General features: G+C 57.7%; 15 protein-coding genes, 1 tRNA gene and 1 pseudogene. 11 read left to right on the top strand and 6 right to left on the bottom strand.

Going from position 1 to position 19,629, the window contains the following annotated elements:
- Nucleotides 1–292 precede the first annotated feature (292 nt).
- Nucleotides 293–4,432 (bottom strand): CheR family methyltransferase, encoded by a 4,140-nt coding sequence (locus tag PSUM_RS06190; RefSeq protein ID WP_083349214.1) that lies wholly within the window; start codon nucleotides 4,430–4,432, stop codon nucleotides 293–295.
- Between the two features lie 414 nt (nucleotides 4,433–4,846).
- Here PSUM_RS06190 and PSUM_RS06185 point away from each other — a divergent pair.
- Nucleotides 4,847–4,933, top strand: a tRNA-Leu gene (locus PSUM_RS06185).
- A gap of 141 nt (nucleotides 4,934–5,074) precedes the next feature.
- On the opposite strand, the pseudogene PSUM_RS32095 reads toward PSUM_RS06185, so the two are convergent.
- The 4 genes and pseudogenes from PSUM_RS32095 to PSUM_RS06165 all read right to left on the bottom strand — a co-directional run.
- Nucleotides 5,075–5,420, bottom strand: a pseudogene (locus PSUM_RS32095) (tyrosine-type recombinase/integrase); the annotation flags it as partial.
- Between the two features lie 474 nt (nucleotides 5,421–5,894).
- A complete protein-coding gene (locus PSUM_RS06175; RefSeq protein ID WP_080725261.1) occupies nucleotides 5,895–6,437 on the bottom strand; it encodes a histidine phosphatase family protein in 543 nt (180 codons plus the stop codon).
- Nucleotides 6,438–6,454: 17 nt separating this feature from the next.
- The gene (locus PSUM_RS06170; RefSeq protein ID WP_020799105.1) at nucleotides 6,455–7,498 is read right to left on the bottom strand and encodes an SDR family oxidoreductase; all 1,044 of its coding nucleotides are present in this window, start codon (nucleotides 7,496–7,498) and stop codon (nucleotides 6,455–6,457) included.
- A 3-nt stretch (nucleotides 7,499–7,501) separates the two neighbouring features.
- Entirely contained in the window at nucleotides 7,502–7,921 is a 420-nt protein-coding gene (locus tag PSUM_RS06165; protein WP_020799104.1) for an ester cyclase, read from the bottom strand.
- 116 nt (nucleotides 7,922–8,037) lie between these two features.
- Here PSUM_RS06165 and PSUM_RS06160 point away from each other — a divergent pair, with 116 nt between their 5' ends.
- Entirely contained in the window at nucleotides 8,038–8,943 is a 906-nt protein-coding gene (locus tag PSUM_RS06160) for a LysR family transcriptional regulator (RefSeq protein WP_083349213.1), read from the top strand.
- A 177-nt stretch (nucleotides 8,944–9,120) separates the two neighbouring features.
- Here the strand turns inward: PSUM_RS06160 and PSUM_RS06155 are convergent, their stop codons facing one another.
- Complete coding sequence (locus tag PSUM_RS06155) at nucleotides 9,121–10,248, bottom strand: AraC family transcriptional regulator (RefSeq protein WP_231989915.1); 1,128 nt, start codon at nucleotides 10,246–10,248, stop codon at nucleotides 9,121–9,123.
- A gap of 29 nt (nucleotides 10,249–10,277) precedes the next feature.
- Here PSUM_RS06155 and PSUM_RS06150 point away from each other — a divergent pair, with 29 nt between their 5' ends.
- The 9 genes from PSUM_RS06150 to PSUM_RS06110 all read left to right on the top strand — a co-directional run bounded on the left by PSUM_RS06150 (nucleotide 10,278) and on the right by PSUM_RS06110 (nucleotide 19,584).
- The gene (locus PSUM_RS06150; protein WP_020799101.1) at nucleotides 10,278–11,258 is read left to right on the top strand and encodes a quinone oxidoreductase family protein; all 981 of its coding nucleotides are present in this window, start codon (nucleotides 10,278–10,280) and stop codon (nucleotides 11,256–11,258) included.
- Nucleotides 11,259–11,268: 10 nt separating this feature from the next.
- Entirely contained in the window at nucleotides 11,269–12,117 is an 849-nt protein-coding gene (locus PSUM_RS06145; RefSeq protein ID WP_020799100.1) for a TauD/TfdA dioxygenase family protein, read from the top strand.
- Nucleotides 12,118–12,174: 57 nt separating this feature from the next.
- Nucleotides 12,175–13,230, top strand: a complete 1,056-nt coding sequence (locus tag PSUM_RS06140) for a beta-keto acid cleavage family enzyme (RefSeq protein WP_033040775.1) — start codon at nucleotides 12,175–12,177, stop codon at nucleotides 13,228–13,230.
- Nucleotides 13,231–13,343: 113 nt separating this feature from the next.
- Nucleotides 13,344–14,675, top strand: a complete 1,332-nt coding sequence (locus PSUM_RS06135; RefSeq protein WP_083349212.1) for an MFS transporter — start codon at nucleotides 13,344–13,346, stop codon at nucleotides 14,673–14,675.
- A 37-nt stretch (nucleotides 14,676–14,712) separates the two neighbouring features.
- A complete protein-coding gene (locus PSUM_RS06130; protein ID WP_020799097.1) occupies nucleotides 14,713–15,444 on the top strand; it encodes an SDR family NAD(P)-dependent oxidoreductase in 732 nt (243 codons plus the stop codon).
- Nucleotides 15,445–15,534: 90 nt separating this feature from the next.
- On the top strand, nucleotides 15,535–16,113 hold the full coding sequence (locus tag PSUM_RS06125; RefSeq protein WP_083349211.1) for an HD domain-containing protein: 579 nt from the start codon (nucleotides 15,535–15,537) through the stop codon (nucleotides 16,111–16,113).
- Between the two features lie 106 nt (nucleotides 16,114–16,219).
- Nucleotides 16,220–17,098, top strand: coding sequence for an SDR family NAD(P)-dependent oxidoreductase (locus tag PSUM_RS06120; RefSeq protein ID WP_020799095.1), 879 nt, complete (start codon nucleotides 16,220–16,222; stop codon nucleotides 17,096–17,098).
- Between the two features lie 56 nt (nucleotides 17,099–17,154).
- Entirely contained in the window at nucleotides 17,155–18,006 is an 852-nt protein-coding gene (locus PSUM_RS06115) for a fumarylacetoacetate hydrolase family protein (RefSeq protein WP_083349210.1), read from the top strand.
- 219 nt (nucleotides 18,007–18,225) lie between these two features.
- A complete protein-coding gene (locus tag PSUM_RS06110; protein ID WP_083349209.1) occupies nucleotides 18,226–19,584 on the top strand; it encodes a DUF1329 domain-containing protein in 1,359 nt (452 codons plus the stop codon).
- Nucleotides 19,585–19,629 lie beyond the last annotated feature (45 nt).

Below are 19,629 nucleotides of genomic sequence, written 5' to 3'. Positions count from 1 at the left end.
ACACATTGCTATTTAGATGCGAAATCTAAAAGGATAATTCGCTTAATGCAACTATATTGTCGACACATGGTTGATTTTTGTTCGTCAGAAGACCGCGGAGCGCCTGACGGGCTCCGCTCGAGAAGGTATTGAGGATTGCGAGGCCGCTTGATAGCCGGCCTTGTAGGCGCGAAGCTTGCGCGCGATGGTCGTCAACGATGACGCTGGGCACCGGATACCTTCGGTGCTCTCAGGTTCATCGCCTTAGCCCGGGTGCCTTTGACGTACCGGGCCGATTGCTTTTTTGGGCGTTTCAAAAGCGCCGTGAATGACAGGCCTCGCCAATGATGTCGAGGAAGTCATCGTGGGACACTGGCTTGCTCACGTGGTAATTGAAACCCGATTGCCTGGCTTTTTTCTCGTCGCTGCTGGTGGCATAGCCCGTCAAGGCAATGGCCGGTGTGTGCTTGAGATGGGCGATCTGGCGAATGGCATGCATCAGTTCGTGGCCATTCATGAGCGGCATGCCGATGTCCGAGATGATCACGTCGTAGCTGCTGTCCCTGGCCGCTTTCAGGGCCTTGTGCGGATCGCTGAAGGCATCGACGTGAGCATCCTCCATTTCCAGCAACGTCTGCAGGACTTCCATGACGTCCTTGGAGTCTTCCACCAGCAGCACTTTCTGGCCGATCAGTCGCCCCGACTCACCCGGCCCATGCGGTTGCTCGTTGGCGTGCTGTGGCGCCTGGCACAGTGGCAACAGGACGGTAAACCTGCATCCCCGTCCCAGGCCTGCGGAATGTACATTCACCGAACCGCCGTGGGCTTCCACCAGTTGCCGCACCAAAGACAGGCCAATGCCCAGGCCTTCGCGCTGATGGCTGGCATGCTGGTTGTCCGCCTGGCTGAAGAGATCGAACACCTTGTGCAGATTGTCCTGCTCGAGCCCCACGCCGCTGTCGATGACGTCCAGTTGCGCCATGTTCTCGACACGATGGGCGATCAGCTCGATGCGGCCATCCCTGGGCGTGAACTTCAGTGCATTGTTGAGCAGGTTCCAGATGATCTGCTCCAGGCGTGTGCTGTCGGCATCGACCACCAGGGGCGGCTTGGGAGGCTGGGGCAGCTGCAGCGTGACCTCGCACGGATGCTGGTCATTGATCACCACGGTGTAGATATCCTGGAGAATTCGTCCCAGGTCCACTGCCTGTTTTTTCAGCTTGAGCTTGCCGGTGCGTACCCGGGCGACGTCCAGCAGGTCGTCGATGATCCGCGCCTGGCTGGCGACCGCATCGCAGATGGTGTTCACGGCTTTCATGGCCGGCCCGGCGGATTTGGTCATCGGCAGGCGCCGCAGCAGTTCGGCATTGAGCTGGATGAGATTGAGCGGGTGCTTGAGTTCGTGGGACATCACGGCAAAGAACTCGTCCTTGAGGTGACTGCTGGTCCGGGTGTCGGCCAGTTGCTGGCTTTGTTGGTCGTGCATGCGCTTGTGACCGGTGAGGTCGCGGGCAATCTTCACGTAGCCCTGCAGGCTTTCCCCCTTGAGCAAGGCGACTTCGCCACTGCAATAGAAGCGGCTGCCGTCCTTGCGCAAGTGCCAGCGCTCGTCTTCGCCGCGCCCATGTTTGCGTGCCGCCGCAAGTTCGGCTTCAGGCACGCCCTCGGCGCGGTCCTCGGGAGTGAAGATCAGGTCATAGCAGGCGCCGAGCACTTCGTCCTTGGCGTAACCGAAAATCAGCTGCGCGCCGGTGTTCCAGTCGGTAATCACACCATGCTCGTCGAGAATGATGATCGCGAAGTCGTGGGTGCTTTGCGCCACCAGACGCATGCGTTCCTCACCCAGGCGCAGCTCGTCTTCGGCGGCGCGCCGCTTGCTGATGTCGATGAAGGTCAGCACCGTGCCGTCGATATGATCCTCGCTGGAACGATAGGGCAGCAATCGGGCGATGTACCAGCGTTGGTCGTTGCTGCTGACCTCGCGCTCGATCATGTTCAGCGATTCGAAGACGGTCGCCGCGTCCTCCGCCATCTGCGGGTAATCGAGGCGGTGGGTGATGTCCATCAACGAGCGCCCGGTGTCGACCGGCAGCATGCTGAAGATGTCCGTGGCCCTGGGGGTGAACCAGCGGATGCGCATGTTGCGATCGACGAACACCGTGGCGATGTCGGTGGAGGTAATCAGGTTGGAAAGGTAGTCGTTGATCTTGTCGGTTTCTTCAACCTTGGTTTTGAGCTCGTAGTTGACCGTCAGCAGTTCCTCGTTGATCGACTGCAGCTCTTCCTTGCTGGTCTCCAGCTCTTCGGTAGCTGAACGCAACTCCTCGTTGATGGCCTGCATTTCTTCGTTGGACGCCTTGAGCTCTTCGCTGGAGACCTCCGATTGCTCGATGGTCTCCTGCAAATGCAGCTTGGTACGTTGCAGCTCTTGTTCGAGATTGCTCAACATCCGGTTTTCGGTCTGGCCAGAGACGCTGGCGAGCGAGTCCTGAGGCTCGACTTCGCGCTCCTCAAAGATCACCAGGACGTATTCGTTTTCGGTCTCGTCGTCCTTGTAGGGGTGAGCGGTCAGGTCGACCAGATAGCTGCGCCGCTCACGCTCGATTCGCACTTTGCGCGAGGTCGCTGGCGTGCCGGCCTGCTGCACCTGAAACAGCGTGGTGCGGATCTCCAGTCGCAGGTCCGGATGGGCCAGCGTCAGCAAGTTGCGCGACAACTCGCCCGCCACATAACGCAGGAAGCGCCCAGCACCTTCGGTGATGTGCAGGATATTGGCATTGGCATCGACGATGATGCTCGGCGGCGCGGCCTTTTCCAGGGCGCGCAAATGGATATCGGCATAGGACGTCTTGCGTGCGGATTGAGCGACGACGGGGCTGCTGGCGATGGTCGTGCGCACGTAGCCACCGCGAGGCATGGCCGGTGCCCGTCGGGTATGGGTCAGGCCACTCTTGGCGCGAAAGATGCGGTTGCGTTTGTCCACGGGGGTGAACAGGTCCAGGCAAGCGTCAGCGGACTCGGAGGTCCCCAGGAACAGGTAGCCGCCCGGGCGCAAGGCAAAATGGAACATTTGCATGATGTCGCGTTGTACGTCGCGGTCGAGGTAAATCAGCAGGTTCCTGCAGACGATCAGGTCGATTTGCGAAAACGGCGGGTCCAGCAACAGGCTGTGCTTGGCGAACAGCACTTTCTCGCGGACTTCCTTGCGCACGCGAAAGTGCTGTTGTTCGCGGCTGAAGTACTGGCGCATGTATGACGGCGGGACGTCGGTTGCGATCGCTTCGGGATAGACGCCGTTGCGGCCGAAGGCGATGGCCCGGTCATCGATATCCGTGGCGAAGACTTGCAGCTTGGCGGGGCTGTCATGCTGCGCCAGCTGTTCGGTCAACATCATCGCCAGGCTATAGGCTTCTTCGCCCGTCGAGCAGCCCGCCGACCAGACGCGGATCTCGTCACGCTGTGGCCCCAACGATTTGAGCAGGCTCGGTACGACATCGCGCTCCAGCGCCTGGAAGGCTTCGCGGTCGCGAAAGAAATTGGTCACGCCGATCAGCATGTCGCACAGCAGTTCCCTGGTTTCTTGCGGATGAGCCTGCAGGTACTGGTAATAGGCGGCCAGATCCGGTTGCGCGGTCACTTGCAAGCGTCGCTCGATGCGGCGCAGCACCGTCGCGCGCTTGTAGTGCTTGAAGTCATGGCCAGTGCCTGCCCGCAGTTGTAGCAGTATGTCCTGCAGCCGTTGTTCCGCGACGGCGGCGTCGCGCTCGCCGGGAGCCGGGCCGATACTGGCGTCAGGATCGTTGGCGTTCGGCAGGCGAATGGCTTGCGAGTTGCGCCATAGCTCCAGCAGCTTTTCCGGCATTTGCACCACCGGCAGCACCAGGTCGACCATCCGGGTGTCGATGGCGGCGCGAGGCATGCCGTCGAACTCGGCATCTTCGGGTGCCTGCACCAACGTGACGCCGCCTTGTTCCTTGATTCGCGACAACCCCACCGCGCCATCAGAACCGGTGCCCGAAAGCACCAGGCAAAAGGCGCGTTCCTTGTGCACATCCGCCAGGTCCCTGAAGAACAGGTCGATGGCGATGTTCAAGCCAGGGTGTCGATCGGTCGATGTCACCGACAGGTGGCCATCGCTCATCGCCAGGTGGTGCGCGGGCGGGATGACGTAGACGGTGTTCTTCTTGATATCAGTCGTTTCGGTCACCTGCAGCACCGGCATCGCAGTGACATCCTGAATGATCCGGTCGACGATGCTGTGGTGATCCGGTGACAAATGAAGAATCACCACGAAGGCCATGCCGCTGTCATCGGGCATGTGTTGAAAAAATGACTTCACGGCCTGAAGCCCGCCGGCGGAAGCGCCGATGCCTACCACAGGAAAGTCCAGGGTACTGGGGGTCAACTCTCTGCGCTGGGGGGCATCGGGTGCGTGCTTCGTGGAAGACGTCATACATTAAGGCCTTAAATGGCGACCGCAGCAGCCTGCCCACGCCAATTCAAACGGGTTCATGAAAGGGGTAAGGATAATGTGGGTAGCGCCGCATTGCTAAGCCAAACAGCGGCGCTGCTGGCACCAGCATAGATCAGGTTTCGGGGTTGTCTGGCATGGCAGCGAGCGGGCGCACTGGAAAGGTGGGGTTGCGCTGGCTTTTGAAACATTGGGAGATAATGTCGTTTTCGTGATGCCTTGGGTGCAAGTGCGCTATCGATTCTGCGAGATGCTGTAGAAAATCACCGTAGATGCATGATTTAAGGCGCTTTTTTTTTTGCAGCCGACTGCGGGCAGTGTTCGAAAAACACCGTTGCAAACTTGCTTCACTCGGTCGGGATGTATATATTCCCCCCTCTGCTTCACCGCGCTACCGCCCGAATGGCGAAACTGGTAGACGCATGGGACTTAAAATCCCCCGCTCGTAAGGGCGTGCCGGTTCGATTCCGGCTTCGGGCACCATATATTTCAAGGGTTTGCGAGCGGAAGCTAAGCAAGCCCTTGTTCGTTTCTGGTCCGCAATTATTGGATTGGTCCGCAATTCACTTGGTTGGCGAGACTCGTCATTACGACGATCGTATGCCCAAGTTGATCCCTAGCCTACAAAATATCGCGGCTTGATTCGGCTTTGTCCGTACCGGCTTTAGCCTGCAAGTCGCGCATTTGGAACTCGGACTTTTCGACCCCGGCCGCTTCCCTGGCCAAGTCAAATCTCCCCCGTAGCATCGCCACCGACATTGGTGTGCCATCCTCTAACGATCAACCGCGTCGAGCGGACCTTGTGTTCTGACTTCCGGGACATGATTCGATCAATCAAAACCCTTAGCTCGCCAGTGATTTCAATTCGCCGCTTTGCGTTTGTATTGCCCTGCAGCACCCATATCTGACCTTCGCGAACGTCTCGCTCATCCAACAATCGAGTGTCGGTAACCCGCTGGCCAGTCAAATAGGCCTGTTTCCGTTAGCACTGCTGCATCATTGGGGTGTGATCTTGTGCTGGGATTTCGCCGGCAGGGCGGCTGAGATGGCTGGCCAATTCTTGGGCCAATTTATCGGGGAAGGGCGAAGAATGCGGGTAACCGTTGTGGTTTGGCCCTTGAACTCAAAGGCCGATTCCCCGAATTCACCCGCCTAGACGTCATAATTAAATGTCGCGTCTACCTACGCGGAGCGCTGCGGTCGACCTTTAGCAGACTCAGAGTAAGGGGTGGCCGTTTGCGGACGTCCCAGTGGAACGAAACGAGTGATTTGAACCGATTATGAGGAGATTCACCTTCCTTAAAATGAAGAGCCCCTCCTGTTTCAGCTTTTCGCAGGCCAAGTACCACTACATTCGCATGCCATTGCAACTATACAAATTTCAGCCTGGTCAGTTTTGAAGGAGGGAGGGCACCGATCTCTATAAAGCAGAAACTCTCACCTCTTAAACACCGCCATTTTGATACACCGTCGCACTCCAATATTGGCTGCCGTTACGTTTTTGGCGAGTCCATCCATCTGCCTCCAGTTGTCTGGCGATCATTCGATTCATAAAGCCATGACCGAGCAGCAGAACCGGTCCTTCGCTGGCAAGGGACTGAAGTCGTTGAGCTGCCGTGCGGGCACGCATCCTCGCAATGCCGACGGATTCGACTCTGCGTGAGTAACCACACAACCATAAGACTCGAAGGATAAATGCCCAGGTAAACGGCGATAGCCGTGGCAGTTTCCAGTGACCATAAGGCAGTGGCGCTTCACGGAATAGCGCGTCGACGAAGGCGGGCTTCAGGCCCAGAGCCTGGACGGAAGTCAGCGCACGAGGCGCGTTGCTCGAGACAATCACCGTGGCGATTGCGGCGAGTTGCTTGCTGGCATCCGGGACGGGTTGGTCGGTAATTTCGGATCGGTCGTATTGTTCGATCCAGTCTTTCATATCGAGCGCTGACATTTTGTCGGTTGCGTCCAGCTTTGGCTGGCCGTGACGCATCAGGATTATTTTTCTGCTCACTGTCTGTTTACGTCCTTGTCCTGGTGTTTATCAAACCAACCGTGATCACGGTACCACGCCACGGTGTCGGTGATTGTTTGCTCCAGCGCCCGGAAACTTAGGTCAAGCTCTCGTTCACTCTTGCCGTGGTTGAAACAGGTGCGGTCCTTTTCTCGTACCAACAGGCGCAACGTGGCCATGCTCAGCAGAATGGGCTTGCCGGTAATACGCGCGTAGATCTCTTGCACAACTGCCAAGGTGTACAGAAAGGGCAGCGGCAGTTGTCGAACGGGTGTCTTGACGCCTGCGATACGCCCAAGAACGGGCACCAGCTCTCGCATGGTCATATGCCGACCCGCCGCGAGATAGCACTCGCCTCGCCGTCCATGTCTGGCGGCGGCAATCTGCGCCAATGCCACATCGCGGGCATCGACAACGGAGAAACTACCAGGGATCAGTCCGGGCAATTTACCGCGTACGACATCGTTGACCAACTGTCCCGAGGAGGTCGGACCAATGTCGGCAGGACCCCACATCCAGCCAGGCAGGACCATGCAGGCATGCATCTCGGGATGGACTTCCAGGAACGACAGGACGATACGGTCGGCGAGGATCTTGCTGCGGTAATAGTCATCCGCATCGGCGTCGGCCCGCAGACAGGTTTCATCAATTGACGTGCCGGGAGCTCCGTCGAGCACGGCAATGGAAGACGTATGGATGAACCGTCGTATACCAGCGCGGTAGGCCTGACCAAGCAGGTTCCGTGTACCGGACACATTAATCTTTTCGAGTTCTTCCCAGTGGCTGCCGCCCTTGTAGTTGTCGCGAAAGAACGCTGCGGTGTGGAATACCGTATCGCAGCCTTGCAGCGACACTGCGAACGCGTCGACATCGGCCATGTCACCCACCACCAGTTCCACACCCGGCAAATGCTTGAACTGTTGTTCACCTTTGGCTCTTGAGCGGACCAGGGCTTTAACCACGCAGCCACGAGCGACCAATTCGCGCACCAGGTTGTTGCCCAACAAGCCGGTCGCGCCAGTGACGAATGTGTTATGCATGTGTCAACCCTCACTCTGATCGGCTAACGGCATCAACACCGCACTGTCGAAGAAGGCCTCTTCACGTATGGCCAACCCGTCTCTGAAGGTGAAGTGTGCGGCGTAGTACGCGGCAATGTGGCGTCCATGGGGTGGAATCACCCGGTCCGACAGCACTAATGGTGCAGTGAAGGTGCCGGTCAGGAGGGCGGTCAGTGCCAAACGATCGTCAGTGACGATAAAAGGGCTCAAGGTCACCTTGGCATCGGGGAACGCTTCGATTAATGCGCGCTCTCGCTTGTGCATGGTTTCGCGACCGGTTTGTATCCCCATACCATCGAAGTAGACGAAGTCTTCGGAAACCAGCGCAAGCATCGACTCCAGATCTCGGCGATTAAAGGCGCTGGCGGCGCGTTCCGCATAGTCGTTGGGGCCAGTAGTCATACAGTCCATTCCATTCTTTTCGAGGGGGTGTAGATATACCGTTGACGCCTCTGCCGAAAAACAGCGACTGCTGCATAATGGATTTGCAAATTTGCGGATCAGGGAAGATATGAAGCATGGCTTTGCAAGCAAATTGGGACGATCTTCGCCTGCTGTTGGCAGTCTCGCGACGTGGCAGCTTTCTTCAGGCCGGCCAATTGCTGGGGGTCGCTGCGTCTACTGTGGCGCGACGGCTGACCCAACTTGAAGGCGCACTTGGCGAGCCACTCGTCGAGCGGGGAGTTGAAGGATGCAGGTTGACCCCGCGAGGCCAATCCCTCGTGGACGTTGCCCTGGCTGCAGAAGCGGGCTTGAGGCGTCAAACCGTTACGGGCATGTCCGAGTTACACACAGAGCTGTCTGGCAGTGTCGTGGTCAGTGCAGGAGAGGGGTTCTCGTCTTGCATGCTGGAGGCCGCGAGTCGCTTCACCACTCTGCATCCGCGATGCTCGGTGGAGTTGCTGGTAACAGCCGACTTTCACAAGATCGTCCGCGGCGTCGCAGACATTGCTGTACGCACGACTCATCTGGGCGAACCGTCGCTGATTTATCGCTCCATAGGCAGGCTCGCTTACGGTGTCTTCGCCGATGCAGGTTATCTGAAGCGGTTTCCAGGGCTGACTCCGGCCACTGCGGTCAATATTGGCTTGCTTCCTCCGCTGGACATGTTGCCGCAAATGCGGGTGGCAAAGGCCGCGGGGTTGGACCGCACGCAGATCACCGTGAGCTCGTTCGCGGTTCAGCTCGAATCGGTGAGGCGAGGTATGGGCGTGGCGGTGCTGCCCCGTATTCTGGCGAAGGATCTGATCGGGTTGTTCCCGGATCTCCAACTTCCAGATATGGAGGTCTATCTGGTGACCCGGCCGCAGGCATTGAAACAGGCTCACATCAAATGTTTTTTTGTCATCCTGGAGCAGGTGCTGCTTGAAGCCCTTTCCATGGAAAGTGTCGAAGGTTACCTCTTGGAGAGCGCTCCGAAATGAGCGCATAAGGCCGCTTGCAGGTTGTACGGTAATGGTGGGAAACAAGCCTTTTCTCCACATTGATTAGAGTGATTTCGAGGCCAAAAAATGGGTCAAAATAGGTGTTATTCGATTCCGGCTTCGGGCACCATGAATATCAAGGGCCTACCGTTTTCGCGGTAGGCCCTTTTTCGTTGGCTACGCTTTTTGCTTCTCCCGACGCCATGTCGTCACACTGCAACCAAAGCGACCCGAGAACCATCTGGAAAAGGCACTCAAGGAAGAAAAGCCCAGAAGAATGGCGACTTCTGAAAGCGGTCGCTCGCGGTTCACGACATAGCGGTTTACCAGATCGACCCGAACGTCATCGACAATGGATGAGTAGGTTTGATTGTGATGGGCGAGGTGGCGATACAGGGTCTTGCGGTCCACGCCAAGCTGCTGGGCCAGTTTTTCGGCTACGCACTCGCCCGTTGGCAATAGCGCGAAGACCAGTTTGCGCACCTTGTCAGGCATCGTCACGTCGGACTGGGCCAGTTTGGCGTCGAGGAATTCCCGGGCATGGCGCGCAATCAATGGGTCATACGACTGGATCGCTGCATCCAAATCGGTGGTGGCCAATACGATGCCGTCGAATTCATGATTGAACCGAACCGATGGTCCAAACACATGCCGGTGCATCGCCAGATTGACTGGCGCCTGGTGCGTGAAACAGACACTGCGAGGCTTCCAGGTGGGGCCAAGCAGTTGTTTCAACGTTCGGAAAATCACGCACGTGACGAGTTCGGTGGCTTGTCTTACCGATCCCCCCATATTGTCCGTGAGTTCCTGCCTGAAAATCGCCACGCCGTTGGCTTCTTCAATGCTCAAGTCCATTGATTCGTTGGTGAGCCCGAGACGACGTGTCAACGATTGCCAGGCTTTGCGCAGCGTCTGCTCCTCGCGCAGGGCAATGGCCAGGGGACCGAGGTTTTCCAGCTGGCGGGTTTGGCCCATGCGCAGGCCAAAGTCTTCGACCTTCGCCGCATACGCTGAGTCTTCCAGCAAGTGCATGACCGATTTCGCCGGGATCATGATGCTTGGGTCCATCAACGCGGCATCGGTGATGCCTGCCTTGCGCAACTGTCGATAGGGGTCGAGTCCGACGGAGATCGCAACGTCGATAAAATTCGTCAGGCTTGAACTTCTAAGCAAACTCGGCATTGGAACTCCATTTTTGCCTCGAGATGTAAAAAAAATACCCCGAAATGTCAAGTCCAACAAAGGCCATTCGCGGATACTTTTTCTACGAGTGGCGCTAAGCACACTGATATTGAGCGCAAACATTCGGCATTTCGTATTCGAGGAGAATCAATTTGGCACACGTTATTCGTATGAATGAAACAGGTGGTCCGGATGTTTTGCGCTGGGAAGAAATGGAGGTTGGCGATCCGGGTCCAGGGCAAGTTCGATTGCGTCATGAAGCGGTGGGCCTGAATTTTGCCGACACCTATTTCCGTTCCGGGTTGTACCCGATGCCGCTTCCCGCCGGCATGGGCGTGGAAGGCGCAGGCGTAGTCCAGGCCGTTGGCGAAGGGGTGAGTAATGTTGCGGTCGGCGATCGTGTCACCTACACCGGCTTCCTTAACACATTGGGCGCCTATAGCACCGAGCGCCTGATACCCGCGGCGCCCTTGATCAAGCTGCCCGACTCCATTTCGTGCGAAACAGCGGCGGGGATGACCATGCGCGGGCTGACGTCGTCCTATCTGATGCGTCGCATCCATGACTTCAAAGCGGGCGACACCATCCTCATGCATGCGGCGGCTGGCGGTGTTGGACTGATTGTGTCGCAGTGGGCCAAGCTACTCGGTGTGACGGTTATCGGCACCGTATCGAGCGAAGCCAAGGCCGAGATTGCGCGGGCCCATGGTTGTGACCATACGATCAACTACAGCCACGAAGACGTGGCCGCGCGGGTCCGTGAATTGACCGATGGCGTTGGCGTCAACGTGGTGATCGACAGCGTGGGGAAAGACACCTTCGACGCCTCTTTGAATTCGGTCAAGCGGCGCGGTCTGGTCGTTTGCCTGGGCTTCGCCTCCGGCCCGGTCTCAGGCTTTGATCCGCAAATCCTTGCCACCAAGGGTTCACCTTTCCTGACCCGCCCGGCGCTGGCTGATTACATCGTCGACCCGGTGGAAAAGGCCGCACTCGCTGCGGAAATCTTCGGTCATGTTGCAGCCGGTCGCATCAACATCCCGATCAACCAGCGTTACGCGCTACAGGACGCGGTGCAGGCCCATCGCGATCTGGAAGCGCGCAAAACCACAGGCTCCTCGATTTTTGTGATCTGAGGAGGTCGCCATGCGAGTTGAACAACTGACCTGTTCCATCGGTGCCGAGCTGATCGATGTCAATGTCGCCGACGCCATCCACGACGATGAAGTGTTCGGGCTTATCCGCGAAGCGTTGATCAAGCATCGGGTGCTGTTTTTGCGTGATCAGGACATTACCCGGGCTGAGCATGCGAGCTTTGCACGCCGCTTTGGCGATCTGGAGGACCACCCGGTAGCGCCGACCGACCCCGAGGCGCCCGGCCTGGTGCAAATCTACAAGCGCCCGGACGTCCCGCTCGATCGCTACGAGAACACTTGGCATACCGATGCGACCTGGCGCCAGGCACCGCCCATGGGGGCCGTACTGCGTTGCGTGGAGTGCCCGCCAGTCGGCGGTGACACGATGTGGGCGAATATGGTGTTGGCCTATGACAACTTGCCGGATCAGGTCAAGGCGCAGATCGGCGACCTGATTGCCAGTCATAGCATCCAGTCGAGTTTCGGCGCGGCGATGCCGCGTGAAAAACGCCATGCGCTGAAGGCCCAGTTTCCGGATGCAGAGCATCCAGTCGTGCGCATTCACCCTGAAACCGGCGAAAAGGTGCTGTTCGTCAATGCCTTTGCGACGCACTTCGTGAATTACCACACCAAGGAACGTGTGCGTTACGGACAGGACTGCAACCAGGCGGGTGGTGACCTGCTGCAATACCTGATCAGCCAGGCGTACATCCCTGAATATCAAGTGCGCTGGCGCTGGAAGAAAAACAGCATGGCCATCTGGGACAACCGCTGCACCCAGCATTACGCCGTGATGGATTACCCGCCGTGCCATCGCCAGATGGACCGCGCCACGATCATCGGTGACCGGCCTTACTGAACGGGCAGACACAGCTTTTTTCCAATCCGATCCAACTAGCTGACAGTGAGATAGAAAATGCAATTTCTAGACGATTCGCTGCACCCGGAAAACCAGGAAAAAGTAGTTATTACCGTCGCCCCGTACGGTCCCGAGTGGATGCCTGAGGACTTCCCGGAAGATATCCCTGTCACCATGGCAGAACACATCGAAAAGGCAGTCGAGTGTTACGACGCTGGCGCCACTGTGCTGCACCTGCATGTGCGGGAACTTGATGGCAAGGGATCGAAACGCCTGTCCAAATTCAACGAGCTGATCGCCGGTGTGCGCGAGGCTGTGCCGGACATGATCATCCAGGTCGGCGGTTCGATTTCATTCGCCCCGGAAAACGATGGCCAGGCTGCCAAGTGGCTGTCCGATGACACGCGCCACATGCTGGCAGACCTTGATCCGAAACCCGACCAGGTAACGGTAGCGATCAACACCACGCAGATGAACATCATGGAGTTGCTCTATCCCGAATACATCGAGGGCACTTCGCTGGGCAATCCGCTACTCGGCGCAGCCTATAGCGAAATGACAGTGCCCGCAGGGCCTGCCTGGGTGGCAGAGCACCTGCGCCGCCTGCAGGCCTCCGGGATTCAGCCGCACTTCCAGTTAACGGGTATCCACGCGCTGGAAACCCTGCAGCGCCTGGTGCGCAAAGGCCTCTACACCGGTCCTTTGAATTTGACCTGGATCGGGGTAGGTGGAGGATTTGAGGGGCCCAATCCGTTCAACTTCATGAACTTCGTACAGCGTGTCCCGCAAGCTTGCACATTGACCGCCGAGTCTCTGCTCAAGAATGTGCTGCCGTTCAACATGATGGCATTGGCCATGGGTTTGCACCCGCGCTGCGGCAACGAAGACACCATCATTGGTCAACATGGCCAGCGCTTCGGCTCAGTGGATCAGGTCAAGCAAACCGTGCGTGTGGCTAAAGAGTTGGGCCGCGAAATTGCGACCGGCAAAGAGGCGCGCCAAATCTACCGCATCGGCACCTGGTACAAGGATGCAGACGAAACGCTCGCTGCAAACGGCATGCTGCCCAACCGCACTGCGGGCCCGATCGTCCCCTCGGCCCACGGTCGATAGTTCGCCTCAGCGTGAGCACGGGCAGTAAGGCGCCAGCGCCTTCCTGCCCGGTTGTACCGATGCAGCCGTGCGCAATTCCCTTGAGTTGCGTGGATAAAAATAATGGGGGCGATATGCAGGCAGAGAAGTTTTCCATATCGGTTGCGGCGAATCCTGCGCGTGGGATTTCACGCCCGCGAGCCTATTGCTGGCTGGTATTTATCGTTATCTACGCATTGATGCTGTCCGATTACATGTCGCGACAGGCACTCAATGCAGTCTTTCCACAACTGAAGGCCGAGTGGGCCTTGAGCGATGCGCAACTCGGCCTGCTCAGTGGCATCGTGGGGCTTGCGGTTGGCTTGCTGGCTGTTCCGGCCGCGTTGATGGCGGACCGCTGGGGGCGGGTTAAAAGTGTGGTGATCATGGCGCTGTTCTGGAGCCTGAGCACCTTGGCCTGTGGACTGGCAGAGCACTATAACCAGCTGCTGCTGGCCCGACTGTTTGTCGGTATTGGCGAGGCCGGCTACGGCAGCGTGGGGCTCGCAATTATCTTGAGTGTATTCCCGTCTTCCATGCGTGCCACGCTGACCGGGGCCTTTACCTCTGCCGGCATGTTTGGCTCGGTACTGGGCCTGGCCTCAAGCGGCGTGATAGCGAATCACTTTGGCTGGCGCGCCGCGTTGATTGCCATGGCGGCGCTCGGGTTTCTATTGATCCTGTTCTTTGCATTCACCATTACTGAAACACGCCTGGCGCAGCACAGGCCCCTTCAGTTAGTCGAGTCGCCGGTCGAAGGCAAACGTGTTGAAAAAATTCGATTGCGCTCACTTCTCAAGACGTTGTTTGGCGCGCCGACGCTGGTGTTCACCTATGTTGGCAGTGGCCTTCAGCTCTTCACCGCCTACACCATCATTGCCTGGATGCCCAGTTACCTGAACCGCTACTACGATTTACCCGCTGACAAGTCGGCACTGGCGGCGGCAGTGTTACTGATCGCCAGCGGGCTCGGCATGGGTCTGTGCGGCGTGTTCACTGACTGGGTGGGGCGCAAGTCGGACAAAAACAAAACGTTGCCCGCCATTTTCTACTGCCTGGGCTCCTGCCTGCTGCTGATGATCAGCATGCGCTTGCCACCCGGCACCGGACAGTTCGCGGTGATCATCGCGGGCGTTTTCTTTGCGGCTGGCACTTATGGCTCAGCGGGCGCCATCGTCACCGATCTGGTGCACGTCTCTCTTCACGGAACCGCGATCGCTACCCTGGCGCTGGCCGGCAACCTGTTGGGTGCCGCGCCAGGGCCCTACCTGACCGGCCTGCTCGCCGACAGGATCGGCCTGCTCGGCGCGTTGCAGTGGGTCCCGTTAGTCTCGATTGGCTCAGCACTGGCGTTTGCTTTCGCAAGGTCCCATTACCTCCACGACCTGCGCCGCCATGAATCCTCAAGTTGCCATCAATCGCGTTGAAAAAACACTTCTCACATCCCGTAAGGAAATGCAGACGATGAATCACATCCATTCAAAACCGCTCAAGGGTAAAGTCGCCGTCATCACCGGCGCTGGCCGTGGCATTGGCCGCGCCATTGCCCTGGCTTATGCGCAGGCCGGCGCCGCGGTGGTTTGCAGTGCCCGCAGCACGGCGGAAATAGCCGAGACTGTGCGCATGATCATCGAAGCAGACGGCCAGGCTGTCGCCCAGACAGTCGACGTGGGTGACTACGCCGCAGTCGCCGCCCTGTACCAGCGCGCCAGCGATGAATTCGGCGGCGTCGATATCGTGGTCGCCAACGCCGGCATCGCCATCGAGCAACGACGGATCGAGGACAGTGACCCGGCGCAGTGGCGCAAGACCATCGACATCAACCTGACCGGCGCCTACCACACCGCTCATGCCGCCATCCCTTACCTGCGCCGGCGCGGTGCCGGGAAAATCATCATGATCGGTTCTGGCCAGCGCCACCGTGCCACCCCCGGTTTTTCGGCTTACTCCTGCTCCAAGAGCGGCATGTGGATGCTCACCCAGTCGCTCGCGGTGGAGTTGCTGGAATACAACATCAGCGTCAACGAACTGATTCCAGGGCCTGTACAGACCGAGATGACCCGTGATGCGGCGATTCCCCCGGGAGAGTGGTTCAAGACCCCGGAAGACGTGGTGTCGCTGGCCTTGTTCCTGGCAAATATGCCTGATGCAGGACCTACCGCTCAGAGTTACAGCCTTATGCGCCGGGCGATCTGATGGGCAAGACGTCGTCTTGGACCCAGTGACGACTCTAACTTGACCCATGAATGTCGCTTTAACTGAAACTCATCCTGTGAGAAGCGTTAAATGAGTGCAACTGCATTGTTTACCCGGATGGATCAAAGCACCCAGGAAGACTGGGATATTATATCTGCAGAATTTAAAAACTTTGCCAGCGCTTTGCCTGATCGAATCATCGCGCACATGAACTTGCTGTCAGGTGATTTTTCCGGCTTTCCGATTGATCGCCTGGGTCACTGCCTGCAAACGGCTACGCGCGCCTATCGTGATGGTCGCGATGAAGAGTATGTGGTGTGCGCGTTACTGCATGATATCGGTGATACGTTGGGCACCTACAATCATTCCGAAGTGGCGGCGGCCATCCTCAAACCCTTTGTCAGCGAAGAAAATCACTGGATGATCCAGAACCATGGAATTTTCCAGGGTTATAACTTCTTTCACCGCATTGGAATGGATCGCAACATGCGCGACATGTTCAAGGAACAGTCGAACTATGCGCGCACGGCAGAATTTATCGAATTGTACGACAGTCCCGCCTTCGATCCCGAAGGTGAAACCTTACCCTTGAGCTTCTTTGAGCCGATGTTGCGCCGTGTATTTGCCAAGCCCAGGTTGTCCCTCTATGGGCCCATGTTTGAGCGCTGAAACACCCGCCAACCCCAAAATGTAAAATTATTACCCCAAATCGTCAAAAGCGGATTTGGTTTTCTGCAGATACTTGTCTCACGTCATCCAGATACCGGAGTCATTTATGCAATTGGACGAGCAACTTGAACACGCGCCATTTGAAATGGCGCAGGCAAGCACGCGCAACTTTGCAGGCCGTGTCGTATTGATTACCGGCGCGGGCCGAGGCCTGGGGGGAACCATTGCCCGGCATTTCGCGCGGGCCGGTGCGGATGTTGTCATCTGCGATATCGATATCCCCGCCCTGGAGGAAACCCGCAAGGCCGTTGAAGCGGCGGGTGCCAACTGTTTGGCCCTGCACTGCGACATCTCCTCGAGCAGCCAGGTGGTCGCCATGTTCGCCGACATTGTCCAGCGTTTTGGCACGTTGCACATTCTGGTGAATAACGCGGCGCTGGCGCCCACCGGGGCCGCTGATGCGGTACGACGTAACAAGCATTACGCCTACATCACCACTGCGCAACCGAGGCAATCACTGGGTTTCACCAGTGAAATAACCGACGAGGAGTGGCATCGGTACTGGGATGTCAATGTGCACGGCATGTTCTATTGCACGCGCGAAGCGCTCAAGCTGATGCAGGAGCAACGCTATGGTCGCATCGTGAACCTTGCCTCGATCGCCGGGATGTCGGCAATCAGCGCGCACAGTCCGCACTACAGCGCGTCAAAGGGCGCCGTCATTGCCTTCACCAAATCGGTCGCGGCGGAAGTTGCCGGCGGCAACATCCTGGTCAATGCCTTGGCACCGGGCGGGGTGTCGACTCCCTTCTTTGAAGAGTATCTCGACTCCATCGGCGAGGAAGGCCGACGCAGGTTCTGGCAAGTCATACCGGCGGGCAGGTTCGGGACAACCGATGAATATGCGTCCGTGGCGACGTTCCTTGCAGGCGATCACTATTTCGTGGGGCAGGTCATCAGTCCCAATGGGGGAGCAGTCCTTTAAACAGTGCGAACTTGCTGTTGAGTACGACACCCCCACTTCAACATCTGGACAACACTATGCGACTGGTAAGATTCGGAGAAAAGGGCAAGGAGAAGCCTGGCCTGCTCGATAGCCAGGACATCATCAGGGACCTGAGCGGTATTCTCAGCGACATCGACGCAAGTACATTCACGCCATCATCCCTGGCGCATCTACAGGATATCGATCCATCGACTCTCCCGGCCGTGGAGGGGAATCCAAGGTTGGGGACGCCACTGCGGGTAACCGGCAAGTTCCTCGCGATCGGGTTGAATTACCGGGATCATGCACAGGAGGCCAATCTGCCGATTCCTTCGGAACCGATAGTGTTCATGAAAGCCAACTCCTGTGTCACGGGCCCCCATGATGAAATCATCCTTCCACCCGATAGTAAAAAAACCGATTGGGAAGTCGAACTCGGCATTGTTATTGGCAGCGAAGGCGCCTATCTCGAAAAAAAGGATGCATTGGCGTATGTAGCGGGCTACGTCCTGGTTAATGATGTTTCGGAAAGAGCCTATCAATTGGAGCGTGGAGGCACTTGGGATAAAGGAAAGAGTTGCGATAGCTTTGGCCCGATTGGCCCATGGTTCATCACCAAAGATGAAATAGGCGACGTACAGAACTTATCCATGTGGCTGGAGGTGAACGGCGTTCGCCGGCAAACAGGCAACACGGCGACGATGATTTTTGATGTGCCCACTATCGTCGCGTATATCAGCCAGTTCATGCGACTTTACCCTGGCGACATTATCACCACGGGTACGCCGCCAGGCGTTGGGATGGGTATCAAGCCCACACCGGTTTTTCTTGAAGAAAACGACATTGTTACGCTGGGTATTGAAAAACTTGGCCAGCAACGCCAGGCGTGTGTTCGCTACAAAGGTTGAGTTCAATAAAGGCTATTAACAATAGTTCCGGCGGGAAAATGCGTCATCGAAGTATTTGATGTTGTTTGGATAAAAACAAAAATAAACGGAGACAAGTCAATGCATGAACATAGCGTTTGTAGTGCGTGCCCGAGGCGAAGTCAGTTGGCTGTGGCCTGACCTTGAACAAAACTTTCTAAACATTCGCATTGCCCGGGTGCCGGGCAGGAGATCTACAGAATGATGTTCGTGAAAAGTTTGATGGCGACTTCCCTGGCAATGGTTTTCACAACAGCGGTACACGCCGCAGTGTCCCCTGAACAGGCGGCCAGGCTGGGCTCCAGCCTGACGCTGGTGGGGGCCGAAAAGGCCGGTAGTGCCGATGGCTCCATTCCGGCCTATAGCGGCGGCCTGACCACCGCACCGGCCAGCTTCAAGGCGGGCGATACGTTTCGTCCGGACCCCTTTGCCAGTGAAAAGCCGGTGCTGGTGATCGACGGCAAGAACCTCGCCCAGTACCAGGGCATGCTCACGGCCACCACGGCGAAGTTGATCGAGCGATTTCCCAGCTACCGCGTCGATGTTTATCCGACCCACCGCACTGTAGTACTGCCGCAGGCAGTCCTGGACAACAGTGTGAAGAACGCGTCCGGGGCCAAGTCCCTTGAAGGCGGGTTGGCCATCGACAACGTCTTGCCGGGCGTGCCGTTCCCGATTCCGCAATCGGGCGCCGAGGCCATGTGGAACTTCCTGCTGCGTTACCAGGGCGTCAATATCAATGCCAAGTACGACTCCTGGAACGTCGATTCGGCCGGTGTGGCCAGCCTGGCGACCACCGCTCAAGCGTTCATCAACTACCCGATCTACGAGAACATGTCGCAGCCGATCACCAGCTCCGACGTGTACTACCAGATGAAACTGTATTACACCGGCCCGGCGCGGCGCGCCGGTGAAGCCATCATGCTCAAGGACGCGACCAACGCCATCGAAATGCCGCGCCGCGCCTGGCAGTACCTGCCTGGCCAGCGCCGGGTGAAGCTGGCCCCGAGCCTGGCCTACGACACGCCTAACCCAGGTACGGCTGGCACCGGCACCTACGACGACGTGTTCGTGTTCAACGGCGCGCTGGATCGCTATGACTGGAAGTTGGTGGGCAAGCAGGAAATGATCGTGCCCTATAACACCTACAAACTGACCTACGCCCAGGATCCGAAGTCGCTGACGACCTCCAACCACCTGGCACCGGATATGGTGCGCTGGGAGAAACACCGCGTCTGGGTGGTGGAGGGCAACCTGAAGTCCGGCGCACGTCACGTGTACCAGAAACGCCGCTTCTATCTGGATGAAGACAGCTGGGTCGCTCTGGCCTCTGACCAGTACGATTCCCGTGGGCAGCTCTACCGTGGTTCCTTCGCCTTCCTGAGCCAGAGTTATGACAAGCAGGTTCCGGACGCCACGCCGTACATGATCTACGACCTGGTCGGCGGTTCCTACAACATCAACGGCGTGGTTGGCCCGTACGGCGGCATCCACTACATCAATGCGCTGTCCAAGGCACAGTGGTCGCCTGAGTCCCTGGCAGGGGCGGGCATTCGCTAGGAATTCATGTGGTGAGAGGACTTGTGTGGTGAGGGTTTTATCCCC

It is taken from the genome of Pseudomonas umsongensis, from assembly GCF_002236105.1.
Lineage (GTDB): Bacteria > Pseudomonadota > Gammaproteobacteria > Pseudomonadales > Pseudomonadaceae > Aquipseudomonas > Aquipseudomonas umsongensis.
This window is presented reverse-complemented; position numbering and strand designations above follow the sequence as displayed.